Genomic DNA, 22,605 nt, shown 5'->3' on the forward strand with positions numbered 1-22,605 from the left:
GGGGGAGTTGTGACCTGCCGGCGAGTGAGCGCGGGCGTACGCCCGGCGGCGGTGAATTACCTGCACGCAATTGAACCGACTTCTCGGGAGAGAGAGTTTTCGTGGAATTCGAAGTTACTGTCGAGCGGGGTGCCCCGGTGGCGGGCCCGGCACGGAAGAGAGTCGTCCTCGCCGAACCGCGCGGTTTCTGCGCGGGTGTGGTGCGCGCCATCGCGATGGTGGAGCGGGCGCTTGAGGTCTACGGCGCCCCGGTCTACGTCCGCAAGCAGATCGTCCACAACCACCATGTCATCGCGACGCTGGAGCGCAGGGGCGCCCGCTTCGTGGAGTCGGAGGAGGAGGTACCGGAAGGGGCCGTCTGTCTCTTCTCCGCGCACGGGGTGTCACCCCAGGTGCGGGAGGGTTCGGCGGCGCGCGGACTGGAGGTCATCGACGCCACCTGCCCGCTCGTGTCCCGGGTCCACCAGCACGCGCGCCGTGTCACCAGGGACGGCCGGGTGCTCCTGCTGATCGGGCACGAGGAGCACGAGGAGACCGAGGGAACGCGCGGTGAGGCGCCGGAGGTGACGATCGTCGTCGAGTCCGCCGACGACGTGGACCGCCTGGACCTGGACCCCGCCACCCCCGTCGCGTATCTGACGCAGACCACCCTCTCCATGGACGAGACGGCGGGCGTCGTCGAGCGGCTCAAGAGCCGGTTCACCGACATCGTCTCGCCCGCCCGGAACACCATCTGCTACGCCAGCCAGAACCGGCAGAACGGCATCAAGTCACTGCTCGGCCGGGTCGACCTGGTGCTGGTCGTCGGTTCACGCAACTCCAGCAACTCCCTGCGGATGGTCGACGTGGCCCGCGACGGCGGCGTCGCGGCGCATCTGACCCCCGACGTCTCGCACCTGGACGAGAGATGGCTGCGCGGCGTCACGTCGATCGGCGTCAGCTCCGGCGCGAGCGTGCCCGAGATCCTGGTCGAGCAACTCGTCGACCGGCTGGCCGAACTCGGCTTCAGGGACGTCGAGATCGACGTGACCTCCGTGGAGGACGTCACGTTCTCCATGCCCACGCAACTCGCGACGCCCGATGCCGCGACGCCCGATGCCGCGACCACCGGCGGCCCCTGACGGAGACATGCGCCCAAGGGCGGCAGGAAGCACCGCCCCGTGTTCCGACGCGACAGCTTCTAGACCAGGAGACACGTGTGACCACCGAAGTGACCGCCAGGCCCGACGACCACGTGCTGACGACGGACTCCGCCCGCCGCACCACACAGCACCTGCTGGAGCGGGTGGAACACCACCTGCGTGACTTCCTCACCGCCGAGAACGACCTCTGGACCGCTGTCGACAGCCGCGCGACGGTCCCCGTAGCGGCCGTGGCCGACCTGATCGACTCCGGCGGCAAGCGCCTGCGGCCCGCCTTCTGCGTCATGGGGTATCTGGCGGCCGGCGGCGAAGCCGACGCCCCCGGCGTCGTACCGGCCGCCGCCGCCCTGGAGATGCTGCACGCCTGCGCCCTCATCCACGACGACGTCATGGACGCCTCCGGACAGCGGCGCGGCGCGCCCACCGTCCATGTCAAACACTCGGCGAAACACCGGGACAAGGCCTGGCAGGGCGAGGAGCGCCGGTTCGGCGAGAGCGTGGCCATACTCGCCGGGGATCTCGCGCTCGTCTACTCCGACCAGCTGATGGCCGAAGCGCCTTCCGCGGTCGTCCCCGTCTGGAGCGAACTGCGCGCGGAGCTGATCATCGGGCAGTACATGGACGTCGCGGCCGCCGCCGAGTTCGCCGTCGACCCGGAGCTCTCCCGATGGATCGCCCTCGCCAAGTCCGGCCGCTACACCATCCACCGGCCGCTGGTCGTCGGGGCCACCCTCGCCGGATCCACCGCGCTCGGAACGGCCTTCGAGGAGTACGGGGCCACCGTCGGCGAGGCGTTCCAGCTCCGCGACGACCTGCTGGGCGCGTTCGGGAACTCCGCCGAGACCGGCAAGCCCGCCGGGCTCGACTTCACCCAGCACAAGATGACGCTGCTCCTCGGCTGGGCGATGCAGCGCGACGAGCGGGTCCACGACCTGGTCACGACACCCGGCCACGACCCCGGCGAAGTGCGCGACCTGCTCCTCGGGACAGGTGTGCCCGACGACGTCGAGAGGCACATCGCCGGACTCGTCGAGCGCGGGCGCGCGGCGCTCGACGACGCCCCCATGGACCAGGTGTGGCGCGACGAACTCGGCGCCATGGCCCTTCGCGTCGCCTACCGGAAGGCCTGAGCACCGTGGGACAACTCGACAACCTCACCGGACCCGCCGCCCTGAAGAAGCTCAACCACGGCGAACTGCTCGACCTGGCACGGGAGATCAGGGAGTTCCTGATCCACAAGGTCTCCCGCACCGGCGGCCACCTGGGACCCAACCTGGGTGTCGTCGAACTGACCATCGCCCTGCACCGGGTCTTCACCTCACCGCGCGACAGCATCCTCTGGGACACCGGCCACCAGACGTATGTGCACAAGATGCTCACCGGCCGGGCCGACCGCTTCGACGCGCTGCGCAAACGCGGCGGCCTCTCCGGCTACCCCTCCCGTGCCGAGTCCGAACACGACCTCATCGAGAACTCGCACGCCTCGACGGCGCTGTCCTACGCGGACGGCCTGGCCAAGGCGTACGCCCTCCAGGGGGCCACGGACCGCGCCGTGGTCGCCGTCATCGGGGACGGCGCCCTCACCGGAGGCATGACCTGGGAGGCGCTCAACAACATCGCGGCCGGACAGGACCGGCCCATGGTCATCGTCGTCAACGACAACGGCCGCTCCTACGCCCCCACCGTCGGCGGCTTCGCGGCGCACCTCGCCGCGCTCCGCACCTCCCACCGCTACGAGTCCCTGCTGCGGTGGGGCAAGAAGGTGCTGGCGCCCGCGCCGGTGGTCTACGACGCCCTGCACGGGCTCAAGAAGGGGATGAAGGACGTCTTCACCCCGCAGGGGATGTACGAGGGTCTCGGCCTGAAGTACATCGGTCCCGTCGACGGACACGACATCGACGCGGTCGAGTTCGCACTGCGCCGGGCCCACCAGTTCCGCGCGCCCGTGATCGTCCACTGCGTCACCCGCAAGGGAGAGGGCTACCCGCACGCCGAGAAGGACGAGGCCGACCGCTTCCACGCGGTACGCGTGATGGACCCGGAGACCGGGAGATCGGCGCCCGCCCCGGGCACCTCCTGGACCTCGGTCTTCGCGAAGGAACTCATAGCCGTGGGGGAGGAGCGCGACGACGTGGTCGCGATCACGGCCGCCATGCCCGGCCCCACCGGACTCAGCTCCTTCGCCGAGCGCTTCCCCGAGCGGGCCTTCGACGTCGGGATCGCCGAACAGCACGCCGTGACCTCGGCGGCCGGCCTGGCGACGGCAGGTCTGCGCCCGGTCGTGGCCGTCTACTCCACCTTCCTCAACCGCGCCTTCGACCAGGTCCTGATGGACGTGGCGATGCACCGCTGCTCCGTCGTGTTCGTGCTGGACCGGGCAGGGGTGACCGGCGACGACGGCGCTTCCCACAACGGCATGTGGGACGTGCCGCTCCTCACCCTGGTCCCAGGCCTGCGGATGGCAGCCCCGCGCGACGCGGCCACACTCCGCGGCGCCCTGCGCGAGGCGGTGGAGGTGACCGACGGACCTACCGTCATCCGCTTCCCGAAGGGACAGGTCGGCCCCGACATCCACGCCCTCGCGGTGAGCGGCGGGCTCGACATACTCCGGCAGGGCGCACCGGGCGGACCACTGCTGATCGCCACCGGTTCGATGGCGGGCCTCGGCCTCGCCGTCGCCGGCCGGCTCAGCGAGCTGGGCACCGAGGCGACCGTCGTCGACCCCACCTGGATCGCCCCGCTGAATCCGGCGCTCACGGCCCTGGCCGCCCGGCACTCCCTCGTCGCCACGGTCGAGGACAACCTCCGCACGGGGGGACTCGGCGCCGTACTCAACCAGGCTCTCCAGGACATCGGGGCGGCCACCGCGGTCTGCTCCTTCGGCATCCCCCGCCGGTTCCTCGAACACGGCAGCCGCGGCGAGGTGCTGGCCGACTGCGGTCTCACCGAGGAGCACATCGTGCGGACCCTCACCGAGCGGATCGCGGACGGGGCGGTCGGACACCAGGCCGGGCCCGGCCACGGCCACGGACACGAACACACCGAAGCCTTGGACAAGGAGCAGTCATGACGGTGAACCTCGGCGTGCCCGAACTGCCGCCCCGGACCCTCGCCCCCCGACGCACCACCCGTCAGCTGGACGTCGGCACGGTCGGCGTGGGCAGCGACTCACCCGTCTCCGTGCAGTCCATGACCACCACCCTCACCGCCGACATCAACGCGACGCTCCAGCAGATCGCCGAGCTCACCGCGAGCGGCTGCGACATCGTCCGTGTCGCCTGCCCGAGCCAGGACGACGCGGAGGCGCTGCCCGACATCGCCAGGAAGTCCCAGATCCCGGTGATCGCGGACATCCACTTCCAGCCGAGATACGTCTTCGCCGCGATCGAGGCGGGATGCGCCGCGGTACGCGTCAACCCGGGCAACATCCGTAAGTTCGACGATCAGGTCAAGGAGATCGCGCACGCCGCGCGCGACCACTCGACCCCGATCAGGATCGGCGTGAACGCCGGCTCGCTGGACCCCCGGCTGCTGGCCAGACACGGCAGCGCCACACCGGAGGCCCTGGTGGAGTCCGCGCTCTGGGAGGCGTCGCTCTTCGCCGAGCACGACTTCCACGACATCAAGATCTCGGTCAAGCACCACGACCCGGTGGTCATGGTGCGGGCGTACGAGCTCCTCGCCGAGAGTTGCGACTACCCGCTGCATCTCGGCGTCACCGAGGCGGGCCCGGCCTTCCAGGGCACCATCAAGTCGGCCGTCGCCTTCGGCGCGCTGCTGCGTCAGGGCATCGGCGACACCATCCGGGTCTCGCTCTCCGCCCCGCCGGTCGAGGAGGTGAAGGTCGCGACCCAGATCCTCCAGTCGTTCAATCTGCGGCCCCGGAAGCTGGAGATCGTCTCCTGCCCGTCCTGCGGCCGGGCCCAGGTGGACGTCTACAAGCTCGCCGAGGAGGTGACCGCGGGGCTGGAGGGGATGGAGATCCCGCTGCGGGTGGCCGTCATGGGTTGTGTGGTCAACGGGCCGGGCGAGGCCCGGGAGGCCGACCTCGGGGTCGCGTCCGGCAACGGCAAGGGCCAGATCTTCGTCAAGGGTGAGGTCATCAAGACCGTGCCCGAGTCGAAGATCGTCGAGACGCTCATCGAGGAGGCGATGAAGATCGCGGAGGAGACCGCGAGCGAGCCGGGGACGGGGCAGCCGTCCGGCCCTCCCGTGGTCACGGTCTCCTGACGCTCGCGCACGCGCGCGTGCGCACGCAGAGACACGGACACAGGGGTACGGGCACGGGCAGGGGTCAGGAGAGGCGGCGCACCAGGAACGAGGTGCCGTCCCGGCCGCCGTACTCGTGCCCGCGCATCTCGCACCAGGCCGGGATGTCCAGGCGGGCGGCCTCGTCGTCGGACAGAACGGTCACCGTGCCCCCCACCGGTACGTCCCCGATGACCTTCGCCAGCTCGATCACCGGGATCGGGCACAGCTTGCCGAGCGCGTCCACGACCAGCGAGGGAGCGCCGGCGGCGCCGGAGGACTCCGTACGTACGACCGGCGCGCCCAGCCGTTCCCGTACGCGCGCCACCACCCCCGGCAGTACCTCCAGGAAGCGGTCCACCTCCGCCTCGGCCGTACCGGAGGGCAGCGACACCCGGACGTTGCCCTCCGAGAGCACCCCCATCGCCCGCAGCACATGGCTCGGCGTCAGCGTGCTGCTCGTGCAGGACGAGCCCGACGACACGGAGAAGTCCGCCCGGTCCAGCTCGTGCAGCAGAGTCTCCCCGTCGACATAGAGACAGGAGAAGGTGACGAGATGGGGGAGCCGGCGCACCGGGTCGCCCACCACCTCCACATCGGGGACCAGTTCCGGCACCCGCGCCCGGATCCGGTCCACCAGTACGCGAAGCCTGGCCGCCTCGTCCGCCGCCCCCGCCCGTACCGCCCGCAGCGACGCGGCGGCGGCGACGATCGCCGGCAGATTCCCGAAACCGGGCACGCGCCCCGACTCCCGCTCGTCCACCGGCCCTTGGGGAGCGAACCGGACCCCCTTGCGTACGGCGAGCAGTCCCACTCCGGCCGGCCCGCCCCACTTGTGCGCGCTCGCGGTCAGCAGCGACCACCTCCCGTCCACCGGCCCCCACCCCAGCGACTGCGCGGCGTCCACCAGCAGCGGCACCCCGGCCGCCCGGCACGCCTCGGCGACGGCCGAGACCGGCTGCACCGTGCCGACCTCGTGGTTGGCCGACTGGAGACAGGCGAGCGCCGTGTCCGCGCGCAGGGCCGCCGCGTACGTGTCCGGGGACACCGCGCCCGTACGGTCCACCGCGACCTCCGTCACGGCCGCGCCGTCCCGGTCGGTGACCCGCGTGTGGCCGGCATGAAGCACCGACGAGTGCTCGACCGCCGAGACCACCACATGGCTCCCGACACGCCGACGGCCCGCGAGCGCTCCCGCCATTCCGGCGTGCACCGCGTACGTCCCCGAAGGAGTGAATACGAGTTCGTCGGGGCGGCAGCCCACAGCCTCCGCCGCGGTCTCGCGCGCGGCGTCCAGCAGCAGCCTGGCCCGCCGCCCCTCCCGGTACAGCCGGGCAGGGTCGGCCCAGCCCTCGTCCAGGGCGGCACGCAGGGCCTCGTGTGCGACGGGGTGCAGGGGCGCGGATGACGCGGAGTCGAAGTAGGCCACGCCGCAACGCTAAGCCTTGCCCGCGGGACAACGCCGCGCGCCGGTATGCCGGACGAGGTCTGGAGAAGCGTCAGAAGTGCCCCGGAGCCAGGCATTCCACCCCTTCGGGGTCCCGGACGGCGCGTTGGGCACCCTCCATGCGCGACCCCAAATTGCGTCCAGTAGGGTTTGGTCCGCATAAACATCCAAACCCCTGCCCGCGTCAGGGCCGGCGACGACCGTGACGGCCGCAGCCGGCCGTGCGGGCGAGACTCTCGGGAAGGCGCTACGTGAGTCCCAACGGCTCCGACCGCTCGTCGCGGCGCCCGATGCGGCGGAAGCTGCCGCAGGTGCTGACCGCGGGCCTGATCCTCGCGACCGCCACCGGTTGCACATACAAGGATTTCCCCCGCCTTGGAATGCCCACACCGGTGACCGAGGAGGCCCCCAGAATCCTCTCCCTCTGGCAGGGCTCGTGGGCGGCAGCGCTCATCACGGGCATCCTGGTGTGGGGGCTGATCGTGTGGAGCGTCATCTTCCACCGGCGCAGCCGCACCAAGGTGGAGGTACCTCCACAGACCCGTTACAACATGCCCATCGAGGCCCTGTACACGGTCGTTCCGCTCATCATCGTGTCGGTGCTCTTCTACTTCACCGCGCGTGACGAGTCGAAGCTCCTCTCCCTGGAGGACAAGCCCGCCCACACCATCAACGTGGTCGGCTACCAGTGGAGCTGGGGCTTCAACTACGTCGAGAACGTGGACGGCAGCTCCACCACCGGCACCAAGGTCCCCTCGGAACTCGCCGACATCCCCCAGAAGTTCCAGGACGACTTCCCCGCCGGCGCCGAAGGCGTCTACGACGCCGGAATCCCGGGCCAGCGGAATCCCCAGAACGGCAACCCGGGTCCGACCCTGTGGCTGCCGAAGGGGGAGAAGGTCCGGTTCGTCCTTACGTCACGTGACGTCATCCACTCCTTCTGGGTCGTGCCGTTCCTGATGAAGCAGGACGTCATCCCGGGTCACACCAACGCCTTCGAGGTGACTCCCAACCGGGAGGGCACGTTCATGGGCAAGTGCGCCGAACTGTGCGGTGTGGACCACTCCCGGATGCTCTTCAACGTCAAGGTCGTCTCCCCGGAGCGCTACCAGCAGCACTTGAAGGAGCTGGCCGAGGAGGGGCAGGAAGGCTACATCCCGTCGGGCATCGAGCTGACGGACCCGGCCAGGAATGCGGAGAAGAAACAACTGTGAGCATCCTCAACGAACCCAAGGGTGCCGCCGTAGCAGCTGACGACTCGTACGAGAACGAGCTGCCGGTGCGGCGCAAGCAGCCCGGCGCTGTCGTCGTCAAATGGCTGACCACCACCGATCACAAGACGATCGGCACGCTCTACCTGGTCACGTCGTTCGTCTTCTTCTGCATCGGTGGTGTGCTCGCGCTGTTCATGCGCGCCGAGCTCGCCCGTCCCGGCACGCAGATCATGTCGAACGAGCAGTTCAACCAGGCGTTCACGATGCACGGCACGATCATGCTGCTGATGTTCGCGACGCCGCTGTTCGCCGGCTTCGCGAACTGGATCATGCCGCTCCAGATCGGCGCGCCCGATGTGGCGTTCCCGCGGCTGAACATGTTCGCCTACTGGCTCTACCTGCTCGGCTCGATCATCGCGGTGGCCGGTTTCATCACCCCGCAGGGCGCGGCCGACTTCGGCTGGTTCGCGTACTCCCCGCTGTCGGACGCGGTCCGCTCGCCGGGCATCGGCGCCGACCTGTGGATCATGGGTCTGGCTCTCTCCGGCTTCGGCACGATCCTCGGCTCGGTCAACTTCATCACCACGATCATCTGCATGCGCGCACCCGGCATGACGATGTTCCGGATGCCGATCTTCTGCTGGAACGTGCTGCTGACCGGTGTGCTCGTCCTGCTCGCCTTCCCGGTGCTGGCCGCCGCGCTCCTCGCCCTGGAGGCCGACCGGAAATTCGGTGCGCACATCTTCGACGCCGCCAACGGCGGCGCGTTGCTGTGGCAGCACCTCTTCTGGTTCTTCGGGCATCCGGAGGTGTACATCATCGCCTTGCCCTTCTTCGGGATCGTCTCCGAGATCATTCCGGTGTTCAGCCGGAAGCCGATGTTCGGCTACATCGGTCTGGTCGGCGCGACGATCGCCATCGCCGGTCTTTCGGTGACGGTGTGGGCGCACCACATGTATGTGACGGGCGGTGTCCTTCTGCCGTTCTTCTCCTTCATGACATTCCTGATCGCGGTACCAACAGGGGTGAAGTTCTTCAACTGGATCGGCACGATGTGGAAAGGCTCGTTGTCCTTCGAGACACCGATGCTCTGGACCATCGGCTTCCTGGTCACCTTCACCTTCGGTGGTCTGACGGGCGTCATCCTGGCCTCGCCGCCGATGGACTTCCATGTCTCCGACTCGTACTTCGTGGTCGCGCACTTCCATTACGTCGTCTTCGGCACGGTGGTGTTCGCGATGTTCGCCGGCTTCCATTTCTGGTGGCCGAAGATGACGGGCAAGATGCTGGACGAACGGCTCGGGAAGATCACCTTCTGGACGCTGTTCATCGGCTTCCACGGCACGTTCCTGGTGCAGCACTGGCTGGGCGCGGAGGGTATGCCACGGCGGTACGCGGACTATCTCGCCGCCGACGGTTTCACCGCCCTGAACACCATCTCCACGATCAGCTCGTTCCTCCTGGGCATGTCCGTCCTGCCGTTCGTCTACAACGTCTGGAAGACCGCCAAGTACGGGAAGAAGGTCGAGGTGGACGACCCGTGGGGCTATGGCCGCTCACTCGAATGGGCGACGTCTTGCCCGCCGCCGCGGCACAACTTCCTCACGCTGCCGCGTATCCGCTCCGAATCCCCGGCGTTCGACCTGCACCACCCGGAGATCGCGGCGCTCGAACACCTTGAGAACGACGGACAGAAGGACGCCGCGCTGCTCGGTGGCAAGGAGGTCGGCAAGTGAAGGTCCAAGGCTGGATGTTCTCCCTGCTGAGCCTCTTCATCCTCGTCGTCGCGATCGTCTACGGCGCGTGGTCGAAGGAGCCCGCCGGCACCGCCGCGCTCTTCCTGGCGTTCGGCCTGAGCCTCATGATCGGCTTCTACCTGGCCTTCACGGCCCGGCGGGTCGACGCGATGGCGCAGGACAACAAGCAGGCAGACGTCGCGGACGAGGCCGGCGAAGTGGGGTTCTTCTCCCCGCACAGCTGGCAGCCGCTCTCGCTGGCCGTCGGAGGGGCGCTCGCGTTCCTCTCCGTCGCCATCGGCTGGTGGCTGCTGTTCTTCTCCTTCCCGGTACTCCTGATCGGCCTGTGGGGCTGGGTCTTCGAGTACTACAGCGGAGAGAACCAGAACCAGTAGGCACGGCGGCGGACAGCCGTACCGCAAGACAAGGGGCCCGGCCCTCCTCACCCCTGAGGAGGATCCGGGCCCCTCGTTTGCAGTCACACAGCGCGCCGTAACCGGACATTCTTCATAACGTGTGCATATGAACCACACGCCGCGCTTTCGCACCGTTCTCGGCTGCACTCTGCTGGTCCTGTCCCTCGGGGCGACAGCGACCGGCTGTGGCGCTCCGGACGGCCACCCGCTGTCCGGCAAGCCCTACGACGCAGCCGACCAGGTCTCCCTCAACGCGCCCAAGGGCGACGCCAAGGCGAACCCCGACAAGCCACTGGAAATCGTCGCCAAGGGCGGTGACGCACGCATCACCGACGTGACCGTCACGGACGCGTCCGGCCACCACCTGGCGGGCGAGCTGGCCGCCGACGGCGCCCGCTGGCACTCCACGGCCCCATTGGCCGCGGGCGCCCGCTACACCGTCAAGGTTTCCACGGAGGACGAGGACGGCGCCCCCGGCAGCCGTACGCTCGATTTCGAGACATCCCCGATGAAGCGGAACCTGTCCGTGAAGCTGGGCCCCAAGGCCGGCAAGTACGGCGTCGGTCAACCCATCACCGCGGAGCTCAGCGCGCCGGTGAAGGAGAAGGAGGCCAGGGCCGTCGTCGAGCGGGGCCTCAAGGTCCGCTCCAGCCCCGCCGTGGAGGGCGCCTGGCACTGGGTCGACGACAAGACCCTGCACTTCCGGCCCCGGGAGTTCTGGCCCGCCAACGCGTCCATCAACGTCAGCAGCACCCTCGACGGCATAAAGGTCGGCAACAAGCTCTACGGCGGGCCGGTGAAGGCCCTCAAGATCTCCACCGGCGACCGGCTCGAAGCCATCGCCGACGCCGGTACGCACCACATGACCGTGATGCGCAACGGTGAGGAGATCAAGACGATCCCGGTGACCACCGGCAAGCCCGGCTTCTCGACCCGTAACGGCATCAAAGTCGTGCTGGAGAAGCAGGCGTTCGTCCGGATGCGCGGTACCAGCGTCGGCATCGCGGCCGGCAGCAGCGAGTCCTACGACCTGCCCGTCCACTTCGCGACGCGGGTCACCTGGAGCGGTGAGTACGTCCACGCCGCCCCGTGGTCCGTCGGCTCACAGGGATCGGCCAACGTCAGCCACGGCTGTGTCGGTATGTCCACCGACAACGCCGAATGGTTCTTCGACGCCGTCCGCGAAGGCGACATCGTCAAGGTCGTCAACAGCGAGGGCGAGGACATGGACCCGTTCGGCAACGGCTTCGGCGACTGGAACCTGGACTGGGACGAGTGGCGCCAGGGCAGCGCCCTGGTGGGCGGGACCAAGGACGGCAGCGGCCCGGTGGAAGCCGCCCGGCTGCGTCCGCAGGTCTGACGCGGGCCGGGTGACCGGTACCCGGTGGAGCCGTCAGGCCTCCACGGCGAGCCTGGTGCGCAGCAGCGCGGCCAGTGCCTCCGGGAAGCCGACCGGCTCCACCGGCAGCGTCACAGCGGCCTCGGCGCGGCTCCAGGTGGCCAGCCAGGCGTCCTGCGGGCGGCCCATCAGCAGCAGCACCGGCGGGGAGTTGAAGATCTCGTCCTTGATCTGCCGGCACAGGCCCATGCCGCCGACCGGCGTGGCCTCACCGTCGAAGACACAGGCGTCGATGCCGCCCTTGTCGAGCACCTTGAGCACGGCGTGCATCGTCGCGCACTCCACGTACTCGACCGGCGGCAGATCGGCGGCCGGCCGGCGTCCCGCGGCCGTCCGCACCTGCTCGCGGGTGTTCGCGTTGTCGCTGTAGACCAGGACCGTGGCGGTCGGCTGCATTGTTCCTCCGTGACATCCGTCGTGACATCCGCACATCCGCGTCTGCGAGGGCTTCAGGGCCTGGGGCCCCTGCGCGGATGCTACTCCGTCGCACACCATGTCAGCACGGGTCCCGCCCCTCCCGCGATGGGCCGTTCGGTCCTGGACCGGATCCCGTCCGAAGCCGCTGACACTCCGAAGGGCACCCCCGGGAGTGAGGGCGGGATAAGCGACCGACATAATGTCGGTCGTGGCGACAGCAACGACAGTAGAAACCGGGCACGCGCACCCGACGGTCAATCGGCCGAACCTCACCAGTGTCGGAACCATCATCTGGTTGAGTTCCGAGCTGATGTTCTTCGCGGCCCTCTTCGCGATGTACTTCACCCTGCGGTCGGTGACAGGGGAGGCGTTCTGGTCGGAGAAGGCCGATTCGCTGAACATCCCGTTCTCCGCGGTCAACACCACGATCCTGGTGCTCTCCTCACTCACCTGTCAGCTCGGCGTCTTCGCCGCCGAGCGCGGCGACGTGAAGAGGCTCCGCTCGTGGTTCGTGATCACGTTCGTGATGGGCGCGGTGTTCGTCGGTGGTCAGATCTTCGAGTACACGGAGCTCGTCAAGCACGAGGGCCTCTCGCTCTCGTCCGACGCGTACGGCTCCGCGTTCTATCTGACCACCGGCTTCCACGGTCTGCACGTGACAGGCGGTCTCATCGCCTTCCTGCTGGTTCTCGGCAGAACGTACGCGGCCAAGAGGTTCACCCACGAGCAGGCAACCGCCGCCATCGTCGTGTCCTATTACTGGCACTTCGTCGATGTCGTCTGGATCGGCCTCTTCGCCACGATCTACCTGATCAAGTAGCGGGCCACAGCGCCCGAAGCGCTTGCGCACAGTCCAGTCCAGAAGCACCGACGCAGAAGATCCTGACACCGGGGTAATCCGTGAAAAAGCTCTCCGCACGACGACGCCATCCGATGGCGGCGGTCGTCGTCCTACTCCTCGCGCTGGCGGCCACCGGGGGGCTGTACGCCGCGTTCGCGCCCGCGGGCAAGGCACAGGCAGACGACACCGCCCAGTCCCTCGCCATCGACGAGGGCAAGAAGCTGTACGCCGTTGGCTGCGCGAGCTGCCACGGCGTCGGCGGTCAGGGCACCACCGACGGTCCATCGCTGACCGGCGTCGGCGCCGCGGCCGTGGACTTCCAGGTCGGCACCGGCCGGATGCCGGCGCAGCAGCCCGGCCCGCAGGTACCCAAGAAGAAGGTCATCTACGACCAGAAGGAGATCGACCAACTCGCGGCGTACGTCGCCTCGCTCGGCCCCGGTCCCTCGATCCCGTCCGCCGAGCAGTCCAACCCGGAAGGGGCGGACGCGGCCAAGGGCGGCGAACTGTTCCGCTCCAACTGCGCGCAGTGCCACAACTTCGGCGGTGAGGGCGGCGCGCTGACGAACGGCAAGTACGCCCCGAGGCTTGAGGGCGTGACTCCCAAGCACATGTACGAGGCCATGCTGACCGGTCCGCAGAACATGCCCTCGTTCCCCGACTCGACGATGCCCGAGCAGCAGAAGCAGGACATCATCAAGTACGTCGAGTCCGTGAACGGCGACGAGTCGTCCAATCCCGGCGGGCTGAAGCTCGGCGGCATCGGCCCCGTCAGCGAGGGACTGTTCTCCTGGGCCATCGGTCTGGCCGCACTGATCGCACTTGCCGTCTGGGTCGCGGCGCACACCGCTAAGGCCAAGAAGTCATGAGTGACAACCGGATTTCAGACGAGAACCTGCCGGCCACCGAGCAGGAATCCGCGCACGGCGAGGTGGAGCGGGCACGAGACCCGTTCGTCGACCCCGGGGTGCCGGCCCACCGGCCGCGTATCCAGGACATCGACGAGCGGGCGGCCAAACGCTCCGAACGCGCGGTGGCGGGACTTTTCACACTGTCGATGCTGGCGACGGTCGGCTTCATCGCCTCGTTCGTCCTCTTCCCCGTCGACAAGATCGTGTACATCTGGCCCTTCGGCCATGTGAGCGCGCTCAACTTCTCACTGGGACTGACGCTCGGAGTCGCCCTGTTCGCCGTCGGGGCGGGGGCGGTCCACTGGGCCCGCACCCTGATGAGCGACGAGGAGCTGATCCAGGAGCGGCATCCGATCGAGGCCACCCCCGAGGTCGCCGCGCAGGCGAAGCGGGACTTCCTCCAGGGTGCGGCGGAGTCCGGCTTCGGGCGCCGCAAGCTGATCCGCAACACGATGTTCGGCGCGCTGGCCATGGTGCCGCTCTCCGGCGTCGTACTGCTGCGTGATCTCGGCCCGCTGCCCGAGGACAAGCTCCGCAAGACGTTCTGGAAGAAGGGCTTGATGCTCATCAACCAGAACACGAACGAGCCGCTGCGTCCCGAGGACGTCACGGTGGGGTCGCTGACCTTCGCCCAGCCCGAGGGGCTGGACGAGCACAATGAGAACTTCAACAATGAGATCGCCAAGGCGGCTCTCATGATCGTTCGCATTCAGCCGGCCGACATCAAGGACAAGCGCGAACTTGAGTGGTCGCACGAGGGCATCGTGGCGTACTCGAAGATCTGCACCCATGTCGGCTGCCCCATCAGCCTGTACGAGCAGCAGACGCATCACGTGCTCTGCCCGTGCCACCAGTCCACCTTCGACCTCTCCGACGGCGCCCGCGTCATCTTCGGCCCGGCCGGCCACGCCCTTCCGCAGCTGCGGATCGGTGTGAACGGTGAGGGTTATCTCGAAGCGCTCGGCGATTTCGACGAGCCCGTCGGTCCTTCCTTCTGGGAGCGCGGATGAGTACAGCGTCTGACGAAAAGAGCCGCCAGGCTCCCGCGGGAGAGCGGGTCGCCGACTGGGCGGACGGTCGTCTCGGGATCTACGGCGCCGCCAAGGGCATGGTGCGGAAGGTCTTTCCGGACCACTGGTCCTTCATGCTGGGCGAGATCGCCCTGTGGAGCTTCGTCGTCATCATCCTCACGGGTGTGTATCTGACGCTGTTCTTCCACCCGAGCATGAACGAAGTGGTGTACGAAGGCAGTTACGTGCCGATGCAGGGTGTCCGGATGACCGAGGCGTACGCCTCGACCCTGGAGATCAGCTTCGACGTCCGTGGCGGTCTGCTGATCCGCCAGATCCACCACTGGGCCGCGCTGATCTTCGTGGCGGCCATGCTGGTGCACATGATGCGCGTCTTCTTCACGGGCGCGTTCCGCAAGCCGCGCGAGATCAACTGGGTGTTCGGCTTCCTGCTGTTCGTGCTGGCCTTGTTCACCGGACTCACCGGTTACTCACTGCCTGACGACCTGCTGTCGGGAACCGGTGTCCGCTTCGCACAGGGCGCCATCCTGTCCACGCCGATCGTCGGCACGTACATCTCGATGTTCCTGTTCGGCGGGGAGTTCCCCGGCCATGACATCGTGGCGCGGTTCTACTCGATCCATATCCTGCTGCTGCCGGGCATCATGCTCGGCCTCGTGGTGGCGCACCTGATCCTGGTCTTCTACCACAAGCACACGCAGTTCGCCGGTCCCGGCAAGACCAACAACAACGTCATCGGCGCGCCGTTCATGCCGATCTACATGGCGAAGGCGGGCGGCTTCTTCTTCCTGATCTTCGGCGTCATCGCGATCATCTCCGCGATCGCCACGATCAACCCGGTGTGGGCGATCGGCCCCTACCGTCCGGACCAGGTCTCCACCGGAGCCCAGCCGGACTGGTATCTGGGCTTCTCCGAGGGCCTGGTCCGAGTGATGCCAGGCTGGGAGATCAACGTCTGGGGCCATACGTTCGTCCTGGGCGTCTTCATCCCGCTGATGATCTTCCCGTTGGTCCTCGTGGTCCTGGCGGTCTATCCCTTCATCGAGTCCTGGGTCACCGGCGACAAGCGCGAGCACCACATCCTGGACCGCCCGCGCAACGCGCCGACCCGGACCGGCGTCGGGGTGGCATGGCTGACCTGGTACTTCGTCATGCTGGTCGGTGGCGGGAACGACATCTGGGCCACTCATTTCCATCTGTCGATCAACACGATCACCTGGTTCGTCAGGATCGCGTTCTTCGTCGCGCCCGTTGTCGCGTTCGTCGTCACCAAGCGGATCTGTCTGGGACTTCAGCGCCGCGACGCCGAGAAGGTGCTGCACGGACGCGAGTCCGGCATCATCAAGCGGCTGCCGCACGGTGAGTTCATCGAGGTCCATGAGCCGCTCGACCAGAGCGCGCTCCACACGCTCACCGCGCACGAGCAGTACAAGCCGGCCGAGATCGGCCCGACGGTCGACGAGAACGGTGTCGAGCGCAAGGCCTCTCCGGCGGAGAAGCTGCGGGTGAAGCTGAGCAAGGGCTACTACGGCGAGGGAAACCAGATCCCCAAGCCGACGGCCGAGGAGTACAACGAGATCACGAGCGGCCACGGCCACCACTGATCCTCCTCACCTGTCAGGCCCCGGCCCGGTCCCTTTCGAGGGGCCGGGCCGGGGCCTTCGTACGCCGGGAGCACGTCCCTCCCACGCACGGCTCCGCCGGCCGGTTCGTCCGCCTTTCGAGCGGCGGGTCCAGGATCCGGGCCGACGCCGATAGGCTGGCGCCCGGCAGCACGGGTCACACGGCCGTGCACCCGTCCACAGACCCCAGGAGCGAGCATGAGCAGCGCTGTCACACCGGCCGGAGGCGACACCATGGCGGCGCGTTCCTGGCCCGGTGTACTGAACCCGCTGCTGCGCGGTGAGGACCTCGACGCCGAGGACACCGCCTGGGCCATGCACCGCATCATGAGCGGCGAGGCCACCGACGCGCAGATCGCGGGCTTCGCCGTAGCGCTGCGCGCCAAGGGCGAGACCGTCGACGAGGTCACGGCGCTCGTCAACGCCATGTACGAGCACGCGAACACCATCGAGGTACCCGGCGACACCGTCGATGTCGTCGGCACCGGAGGCGACCTCGCCAAGACCGTCAACATCTCCACGATGGCGGCGATCGTGGTGGCCGGATCGGGTGGCAAGGTCGTCAAGCACGGCAGCCGGGCCGCCTCGTCCGCGAGCGGCGCCTCCGACGTGCTGGAGAAGCTCGGCGTCAATCTGGAGCTGACGCCGCAGCGGGTCGTGGAGGTCGCCGAGGAAGCCGGGATCACCTTCTGTTTCGCGGCCAAGTTCCACCCGGCGCTGCGGTACGCGGCCAAGGCCCGCAAGGAACTCGGCGCGCAGACCACGTTCAACATCCTGGGCCCGCTCACCAACCCGGCGCGGGTCCGCTCCCAGGCGGTCGGTGTCGCGGACATCCGGATGGCGCCGATCGTGGCCGGGGTCCTCGCGGCCCGGGGCAACTCCTCGCTCGTCTTCCGCGGCGACGACGGTCTGGACGAGCTGACCACGACCGCCACTTCACACGTATGGGTGGTTCGGGACGGGCGGGTCACCGAGCAGTCCTTCGACCCCAGGGACATCGGTCTGGAGATGGTCCCGGTCGAGGCCCTGCGCGGGGCGGACGCCTCGTACAACGCGGACGTGGCGCGCCGGCTGCTGGACGGCGAGACCGGCCCCGTACGGGACGCGGTCCTGCTGAACGCGGCGGCGGCGCTGGTGGCGCTCGAACCGGTCGGCACCACGCTGAACGACCAGCTCGCGGAGAAGATCCAGCGGGCGGCGCGCGCGGTGGACTCGGGCGCGGCGAAGCAGGCGCTGGACCGCTGGGTGGCCGCGAGCAACGCGTAACGGCCTGCCGCCGGGTCGGATGGGCGAGGCGCCGCGGCCGAATCGCGTCCCCCGCCGCGCCGGCCGGTGAACCTCCCCGCTGTCCATCGCCGGACGTGTCGCGTCTGCGGCACGTCCGGCGATCGAGGACGAAACGGCCACCGGGCGGGCCCGGTCGAACCGGACCGGCCTCGGCGCCGGGCCCCGAGGGCGTTCCGTATGGCGGACGCCGGCCGGGCACTCTCGCACCGGTGGGGTAATCTCGCCCCAGGTCATGAGTGACAGCGACTACGGCCCCGGCCCGCTGTCCGGCAACCCTCCGTCCGTGGCGGGGTGCCCCGGGTGAAGACCAGGCCGTAGGCAGCGAGGTCTACGGCAAGCGCGGACCCCTGGACATCGTTCGGATGTCGTCATCCCTGGGGTCCTGGTCCTCAAGGGAGCAGTCTCGTGAGCAAGCGAATGCGATAGGGCCTCCCGGCCCGCCTCCGGCGCCCGTCGTGCGCCGCGAGCAAGGGCCCGAGCCCTCTTCAGTGAGCGCCACCCGCAGAGCTTCCCGCGCCGTCACGGCACCCGCCGTCACGACGACGCGCCCGTCTGCCGGGTCCTGATGCCGTTTCCGCCTTGTCCCGCCGGGAGATACCGACATGTCCGCACAGACCGACACGCCTCACCGCACCACCACCGACCAGCCGCTGCCCGTCCTCGGACGTGACGTCACCGTCCCCCTCGTCACCGGCGGTGAGGTCACCTACGCCGCGCTCGACTACGCGGCCAGCGCTCCCGCCCTCCAGCGGGTCTGGGACGACGTCGCCGCCTACGCCCCGTACTACGGCAGCGTCCACCGCGGCGCCGGATACCTCTCGCAGCTCTCCACCGACCTCTTCGAGAACAGCCGCCGTACCGTCGCCGGCTTCCTCGGCTGTCGCGAGGACGACCAGGTCGTCTTCACCCGGTCCACCACCGACTCGCTGAACCTGCTGGCCGCCGTCCTGCCCGCCGGATGCGAGGTGTTCGTCTTCGAGACCGAGCACCACGCGTCGCTGCTGCCCTGGCGCGACGCGCGCGTCAGCTACCTGAACGCGCCGCGCACCCCCGACGAGGCCGTCGCCACGCTGGAGCGGGCGCTGGCGGGGCGCGACCCCAAGGGCCCCGCGCTGGTCTGCGTCACCGGCGCCTCCAACGTCACCGGCGAGCTGTGGCCCGTACGGGAACTGGCCGCCGCCGCGCACGCCCACGGCGCCCGCGTGGTCCTCGACGCCGCGCAGCTCGCCCCCCACCACCCCGTGGACATCACGGAGCTCGACGTGGACTGGGTCGCCTTCTCCGGGCACAAGCTGTACGCGCCGTTCGGCTCCGGTGTGCTCGCGGGCCGCGCCGACTGGCTGCGGGAGTCGGAGCCGTATCTCGCCGGCGGTGGCGCCAGCCGCAAGGTCGCGCGCCGTACCGACGGGGGCGTGGACGTCGAGTGGCACACCACCGCCGCCCGCCACGAGGCCGGATCGCCGAACGTCATCGGCGTGTACGCGATCGCCTCGGCCTGCAAGGCGCTCACCGAGGCCGGGTTCGACCGGCTCGTGGAGCGCGAGCAGGAGCTGGTGGCCCGGGTGCGTGAGGAACTCGCCGGCGTCCCCGAGGTGCGGGTGCTCTCGCTCTTCGGCGACGACGCACCGCGCGTCGGCGTCATCTCCTTCGTCGTCGAGGGCTGGAACAGCTCCCACTTCGCCGCCGCGCTCTCGGCGGAGTACGGCATCGGCGTACGTGACGGGCTCTTCTGCGCGCACCCGCTCGTCCGGACCCTGCTGGGCGGCGACGCCGGGGACCCGGGGGAGTGCGGCGCGCCGGACGCCGGTCCCGGGGAGAAGTCGCTCAACGCGATCCGGGTCAGCTTCGGGGCCGGTACACCGGACGAGCACGTGGCGCGGTTCACCGGCGCCGTCAGGGAACTCGTCCGGGACGGCGCGCGCTGGAACTACCGCACCGAGGACGGCCGTTGCGTCCCCGACCGCGGCTGACCCGGCCGGCTCGAATCAGGCGTCGAGGCCGATCGCGAAGGCGGCTTCCAGGTCGTGCTGGGAGTACGTACGGAACGCCACATGCGTGTCCGTGGCCTCGACGCCCGGGATCTTGCTGATGCTGCCGGGGATGACGTCCGCCAGGTCGTCGTGGTTGGCGACCCGCACCATGGCGATCAGGTCGTAGGTGCCGGTGACGGAGAAGACCTCGCTGACGCTCTCCAGCGCCGCGATCGACTCGGCGATCTCGGGGATCCGGTCGACGCTGGTCTTGATGAGCACGATCGCGGTGATCACGGTTGACGTTCTCCCTCGGGGGCCGCTGAACGGGACTTCACTCTAGCCGTACGCCGGAAGAGCACCCAGGCGGCGACGAAGCCCAGGGCGAAGCCCACCAGATGCGCCAGATACGCGACGCCGGGCCCCGGCTCGGCGTTGTGGGCCGCCAGCCACTGGAGCACGAACCAGAAGATCAGGACGATCCAGGCGGGGAAGCGCAGCGGCAGGAAGAAAAGGAACGGGAAGAGGCTGGTGACGCGTGCGCGGGGAAAGAGACGGAGGAACGCTCCCAGCACGCCGGAGATCGCGCCCGACGCCCCCACCAGGGTCTGGTCGGAGTCCGCGTTCGCCGCCGCGTAGGCGAGCAGGGCGAGATAGCCGCAGACGAGATAGAAGAGGGTGAACCGCACCCGCCCCATCCGCTCCTCGGCCATCGCCCCGAAGACATAGAGGAAGAGCAGGTTCCCGAGCAGATGGAGCCAGCTGCCATGGACGAAGAGCGCGGTGAGAGGGGTGAGGAGTGCGTGGGAATCACCGCTGGTCAGCTGGTCGGGGATCACCCCCCAGCGTTCGAAGTACGCGCTCTGCGCCGCGAGGAGCGTGTCGCCCGTCCCGTACGCGGGGTTGAACCCCGACAGCGGGCCGGTCAGGAAGGCCAGAGCGCACAGGCCGATCAGACCGTAGGTCATCACCGGCGCTTCGGCCGCCGCCCGCCAATTGATCATTCACGGATCATCCCGTACGCGGACAGACAGTACAGACCGCCTCGCCGCGACACGGGACATGCGGGAGGCCGTAGGGTTACGGGCGCGTACTTCCGCGGAACGGTGCCGTACCGCGGAGCGGTGCGGCAGGCTCGACCTCACGACATCAGGGCTCGACGAAATGAGGACGGCACGATGACGACGGTTCCCTTGCCGACCGAAGCCACCCGGTGGCGCTGCACACTGTGCGGCAATCTCACCAGGTTCGACGTGACGCGCTCGTCCAAGGTGGTGGAGTACGTCCATCTGGACCTGGCCGGGACGTCGAAGGTCGAGGAGCGCGACGTGGTCAGTGAGACCATCGAGTCCGTCCGCTGCCGGTGGTGCAACGCGGTGGATCAGATCGAACTGGTTGACAGGCCGGGCGCCGGTTCCTGAGGGAGCCGCCCGAAAGGGTAGTGGGGTGACGGATCGTGGAGCAGCCCGCAAGTGGCGCTGAGCCGGCCGGTGCGGCCGACGGCGACGCCGAGGCGCTCGACAGGCCGCTGCCCGAGGGAGTACGGCGCCGGGTCGTGGCGCTGGTCTCGGACGCCTTCGGCGGTCTGACCGTCACCGAACTGCCCCCCCAGCTACGACAGTACGCGCGCTTCACACCGACCAGACGGGCCCGGTTCGCGGGCAACGCGATGGCGGCCGCCCTGGAGAGCGACCCGGTGTTCCGGCAGCGGATCGGCGAGCGGTTCGGCCAGGCCGACCCCGAACTGGCCGCCGCGGTGGAATCCGGGTCGCCGCCCCCGGCCGCCGACCCCGTCGACGTGGCGGCCGCCGCCTATGTCCTGCGGCCCGTCGGCTGGGTGAAGCTGGTGGCCGCCGCCGGCGAGGAGGTCCAGCGCGCCGACGCCGAGCGCGTCGACGAGGAGAACCGCCGCGAGCTGGAGCGGCTGCGCGAGGAGCTGGCCCAGGCCCGCGCGGCGACGAGGAGCGAGACGGAGCGGCTGCGCACGGAGCTGGAGAGCGCCCGCAAGGAAGCCGAGTCCACCCACCGTAAGCTGCGCAGCGCCCTGAGCGATGTGAAGCGCGGCGAGGCCGCCCTGCGCCGTACGGCCGCCGAGATCGAGGCCGCCCGCGCGGAGGCCGCCGTCCAGGTGTCCGCGGCGGAGAGCGAGACGCGGCGCCTCAAGGCCCGGCTCGCGGAGGCGGAGTCGGCGGTGGAGGCCGGCCGCCGGGCCGCCCGCGAGGGGCGCTCCGTGGAGGACATGCGGCTGCGGCTGCTGCTGGACACCGTGCTGGAGTCGGCGCAGGGCCTGCGGCGGGAGCTGGCGCTGCCCCCCGCCGCCTCGCACCCCGCCGATCTGGTCGACGCCGTGGCCCCCGGCCGGATGTCGCCCAAGGATGTCGCGGCCCGCGCGCTCTCCGACATGGACCCGGCACTGCTGGACCAGTTGCTCGCGCTGCCGCAGGCGCATCTGGTCGTGGACGGCTACAACGTCACCAAGACCGGTTATCCGACGATGCCGTTGGAGAAGCAGCGGCTGCGGCTGCTGGGCGGGCTCGCGATGCTCGCGGCCCAGTCCGGCGCCGAGATGACGTGTGTCTTCGACGGGGCCGAACTGGCCGCTCCCGTACTGCTCGCGCCGCCGCGCGGAGTGCGGGTGCTGTTCTCGAAACCGGGTGTGACGGCGGACGAGCTGATCCGTCAGCTGGTGCGCGCGGAGCCGCCCGGCCGCCCGGTGGTGGTGGTCTCCACCGACCGGGAGGTCGCCGACGGAGTGGCGCGGGCCGGAGCGCGGCCGGTCGCGTCCGCCTTGCTTCTGAAGCGGCTTTCGCGCGTCTAGTAACTCCTGTGGCCAATGCGGCATTTGGTCACCCCATGTCACACCACAGCGTCAATTGCTCATCACTGTCGGTGCGATGTATGTGAAGAAACCACCTCGCGGCCAA

Annotated in this window: 20 protein-coding genes and 1 riboswitch; of the genes, 16 read left to right on the plus strand and 4 right to left on the minus strand. The window is 69.2% G+C overall.

Annotation, left to right across the window (positions count from 1 at the left end; genetic code table 11):
• Positions 1–101: 101 nt before the first annotated feature.
• From ispH to ispG, 4 genes are all read left to right on the plus strand, one after another.
• Positions 102–1,121 (plus strand): 4-hydroxy-3-methylbut-2-enyl diphosphate reductase, encoded by a 1,020-nt coding sequence (ispH, locus tag ACIBBB_RS11625; RefSeq protein ID WP_398980846.1) that lies wholly within the window; start codon positions 102–104, stop codon positions 1,119–1,121.
• A gap of 77 nt (positions 1,122–1,198) precedes the next feature.
• Positions 1,199–2,272, plus strand: a complete 1,074-nt coding sequence (locus ACIBBB_RS11630; RefSeq protein WP_398980847.1) for a polyprenyl synthetase family protein — start codon at positions 1,199–1,201, stop codon at positions 2,270–2,272.
• Between the two features lie 5 nt (positions 2,273–2,277).
• Positions 2,278–4,212: a 1-deoxy-D-xylulose-5-phosphate synthase gene (dxs, locus tag ACIBBB_RS11635; RefSeq protein ID WP_398980848.1), complete on the plus strand. Its 1,935-nt coding sequence runs from the start codon at positions 2,278–2,280 to the stop codon at positions 4,210–4,212.
• A complete protein-coding gene (gene ispG, locus ACIBBB_RS11640) occupies positions 4,209–5,372 on the plus strand; it encodes a flavodoxin-dependent (E)-4-hydroxy-3-methylbut-2-enyl-diphosphate synthase (protein ID WP_398980849.1) in 1,164 nt (387 codons plus the stop codon). The genes dxs and ispG overlap by 4 nt, the downstream gene beginning before the upstream one ends.
• A gap of 64 nt (positions 5,373–5,436) precedes the next feature.
• Here ispG and ACIBBB_RS11645 read toward each other — a convergent pair whose 3' ends face one another.
• Entirely contained in the window at positions 5,437–6,819 is a 1,383-nt protein-coding gene (locus ACIBBB_RS11645; protein ID WP_398980850.1) for a cysteine desulfurase/sulfurtransferase TusA family protein, read from the minus strand.
• A gap of 269 nt (positions 6,820–7,088) precedes the next feature.
• Here ACIBBB_RS11645 and coxB point away from each other — a divergent pair, with 269 nt between their 5' ends.
• From coxB to ACIBBB_RS11665, 4 genes are all read left to right on the plus strand, one after another.
• Positions 7,089–8,051 carry a cytochrome c oxidase subunit II gene (gene coxB / locus ACIBBB_RS11650; RefSeq protein WP_398980852.1) on the plus strand — a complete coding sequence of 321 codons (963 nt, stop codon included), beginning with the start codon at positions 7,089–7,091 and terminating at the stop codon, positions 8,049–8,051.
• Positions 8,048–9,787 carry a cytochrome c oxidase subunit I gene (gene ctaD / locus ACIBBB_RS11655; protein WP_398980853.1) on the plus strand — a complete coding sequence of 580 codons (1,740 nt, stop codon included), beginning with the start codon at positions 8,048–8,050 and terminating at the stop codon, positions 9,785–9,787. Before coxB ends, ctaD begins: the two co-directional genes overlap by 4 nt.
• Positions 9,784–10,182: a cytochrome c oxidase subunit 4 gene (locus ACIBBB_RS11660; RefSeq protein ID WP_398980854.1), complete on the plus strand. Its 399-nt coding sequence runs from the start codon at positions 9,784–9,786 to the stop codon at positions 10,180–10,182. Before ctaD ends, ACIBBB_RS11660 begins: the two co-directional genes overlap by 4 nt.
• Positions 10,183–10,309: 127 nt before the next feature.
• On the plus strand, positions 10,310–11,563 hold the full coding sequence (locus ACIBBB_RS11665; protein WP_398980855.1) for an Ig-like domain-containing protein: 1,254 nt from the start codon (positions 10,310–10,312) through the stop codon (positions 11,561–11,563).
• A gap of 33 nt (positions 11,564–11,596) precedes the next feature.
• Here ACIBBB_RS11665 and ACIBBB_RS11670 read toward each other — a convergent pair whose 3' ends face one another.
• Positions 11,597–11,998, minus strand: coding sequence for a hypothetical protein (locus ACIBBB_RS11670; RefSeq protein ID WP_398980856.1), 402 nt, complete (start codon positions 11,996–11,998; stop codon positions 11,597–11,599).
• A 220-nt stretch (positions 11,999–12,218) separates the two neighbouring features.
• On the opposite strand from ACIBBB_RS11670, the gene ACIBBB_RS11675 reads away from it, so the two are divergent.
• The 6 genes from ACIBBB_RS11675 (at position 12,219) to ACIBBB_RS11700 (ending at position 19,681) form a co-directional block, all read left to right on the plus strand.
• Entirely contained in the window at positions 12,219–12,839 is a 621-nt protein-coding gene (locus ACIBBB_RS11675; RefSeq protein WP_398980857.1) for a heme-copper oxidase subunit III, read from the plus strand.
• 80 nt (positions 12,840–12,919) lie between these two features.
• Entirely contained in the window at positions 12,920–13,729 is an 810-nt protein-coding gene (locus tag ACIBBB_RS11680) for a c-type cytochrome (protein ID WP_398980858.1), read from the plus strand.
• Positions 13,726–14,781 carry a Rieske 2Fe-2S domain-containing protein gene (locus ACIBBB_RS11685; protein ID WP_398980859.1) on the plus strand — a complete coding sequence of 352 codons (1,056 nt, stop codon included), beginning with the start codon at positions 13,726–13,728 and terminating at the stop codon, positions 14,779–14,781. Before ACIBBB_RS11680 ends, ACIBBB_RS11685 begins: the two co-directional genes overlap by 4 nt.
• The gene (locus ACIBBB_RS11690) at positions 14,778–16,406 is read left to right on the plus strand and encodes a cytochrome bc complex cytochrome b subunit (RefSeq protein ID WP_398980860.1); all 1,629 of its coding nucleotides are present in this window, start codon (positions 14,778–14,780) and stop codon (positions 16,404–16,406) included. Before ACIBBB_RS11685 ends, ACIBBB_RS11690 begins: the two co-directional genes overlap by 4 nt.
• Before the next feature lie 216 nt (positions 16,407–16,622).
• A complete protein-coding gene (gene trpD, locus ACIBBB_RS11695; protein ID WP_398980861.1) occupies positions 16,623–17,690 on the plus strand; it encodes an anthranilate phosphoribosyltransferase in 1,068 nt (355 codons plus the stop codon).
• Between the two features lie 249 nt (positions 17,691–17,939).
• Positions 17,940–18,057, plus strand: a riboswitch (SAM riboswitch).
• Between the two features lie 256 nt (positions 18,058–18,313).
• On the plus strand, positions 18,314–19,681 hold the full coding sequence (locus ACIBBB_RS11700) for an aminotransferase class V-fold PLP-dependent enzyme (RefSeq protein ID WP_398980862.1): 1,368 nt from the start codon (positions 18,314–18,316) through the stop codon (positions 19,679–19,681).
• A gap of 15 nt (positions 19,682–19,696) precedes the next feature.
• Here the strand turns inward: ACIBBB_RS11700 and ACIBBB_RS11705 are convergent, their stop codons facing one another.
• Positions 19,697–19,978 carry an Lrp/AsnC family transcriptional regulator gene (locus ACIBBB_RS11705; protein WP_189107941.1) on the minus strand — a complete coding sequence of 94 codons (282 nt, stop codon included), beginning with the start codon at positions 19,976–19,978 and terminating at the stop codon, positions 19,697–19,699.
• On the minus strand, positions 19,975–20,685 hold the full coding sequence (locus ACIBBB_RS11710; protein WP_398980863.1) for a rhomboid family intramembrane serine protease: 711 nt from the start codon (positions 20,683–20,685) through the stop codon (positions 19,975–19,977). Before ACIBBB_RS11710 ends, ACIBBB_RS11705 begins: the two co-directional genes overlap by 4 nt.
• Positions 20,686–20,859: 174 nt before the next feature.
• Here ACIBBB_RS11710 and ACIBBB_RS11715 point away from each other — a divergent pair, with 174 nt between their 5' ends.
• Positions 20,860–21,102, plus strand: a complete 243-nt coding sequence (locus ACIBBB_RS11715) for a hypothetical protein (RefSeq protein WP_189107940.1) — start codon at positions 20,860–20,862, stop codon at positions 21,100–21,102.
• A 35-nt stretch (positions 21,103–21,137) separates the two neighbouring features.
• The gene (locus tag ACIBBB_RS11720) at positions 21,138–22,499 is read left to right on the plus strand and encodes an NYN domain-containing protein (RefSeq protein WP_398980864.1); all 1,362 of its coding nucleotides are present in this window, start codon (positions 21,138–21,140) and stop codon (positions 22,497–22,499) included.
• Positions 22,500–22,605: the final 106 nt, after the last annotated feature.

It is taken from the genome of Streptomyces sp. NPDC051217 (assembly GCF_044455465.1).
GTDB lineage: Bacteria > Actinomycetota > Actinomycetes > Streptomycetales > Streptomycetaceae > Streptomyces.

Coding starts and splice junctions, on each gene's coding strand:
- ispG (WP_398980849.1), top strand. CDS start 4,209: ATGACGGTGAACCTCGGCGTGCCCGAACTGCCGCCCCGGACCCTCGCC.
- ACIBBB_RS11665 (WP_398980855.1), top strand. CDS start 10,310: ATGAACCACACGCCGCGCTTTCGCACCGTTCTCGGCTGCACTCTGCTG.
- ACIBBB_RS11670 (WP_398980856.1), bottom strand. CDS start 11,998: ATGCAGCCGACCGCCACGGTCCTGGTCTACAGCGACAACGCGAACACC.
- ACIBBB_RS11675 (WP_398980857.1), top strand. CDS start 12,219: ATGTCGGTCGTGGCGACAGCAACGACAGTAGAAACCGGGCACGCGCAC.
- ACIBBB_RS11685 (WP_398980859.1), top strand. CDS start 13,726: ATGAGTGACAACCGGATTTCAGACGAGAACCTGCCGGCCACCGAGCAG.
- ACIBBB_RS11690 (WP_398980860.1), top strand. CDS start 14,778: ATGAGTACAGCGTCTGACGAAAAGAGCCGCCAGGCTCCCGCGGGAGAG.
- trpD (WP_398980861.1), top strand. CDS start 16,623: ATGAGCAGCGCTGTCACACCGGCCGGAGGCGACACCATGGCGGCGCGT.
- ACIBBB_RS11700 (WP_398980862.1), top strand. CDS start 18,314: ATGTCCGCACAGACCGACACGCCTCACCGCACCACCACCGACCAGCCG.
- ACIBBB_RS11710 (WP_398980863.1), bottom strand. CDS start 20,685: ATGATCAATTGGCGGGCGGCGGCCGAAGCGCCGGTGATGACCTACGGT.
- ACIBBB_RS11715 (WP_189107940.1), top strand. CDS start 20,860: ATGACGACGGTTCCCTTGCCGACCGAAGCCACCCGGTGGCGCTGCACA.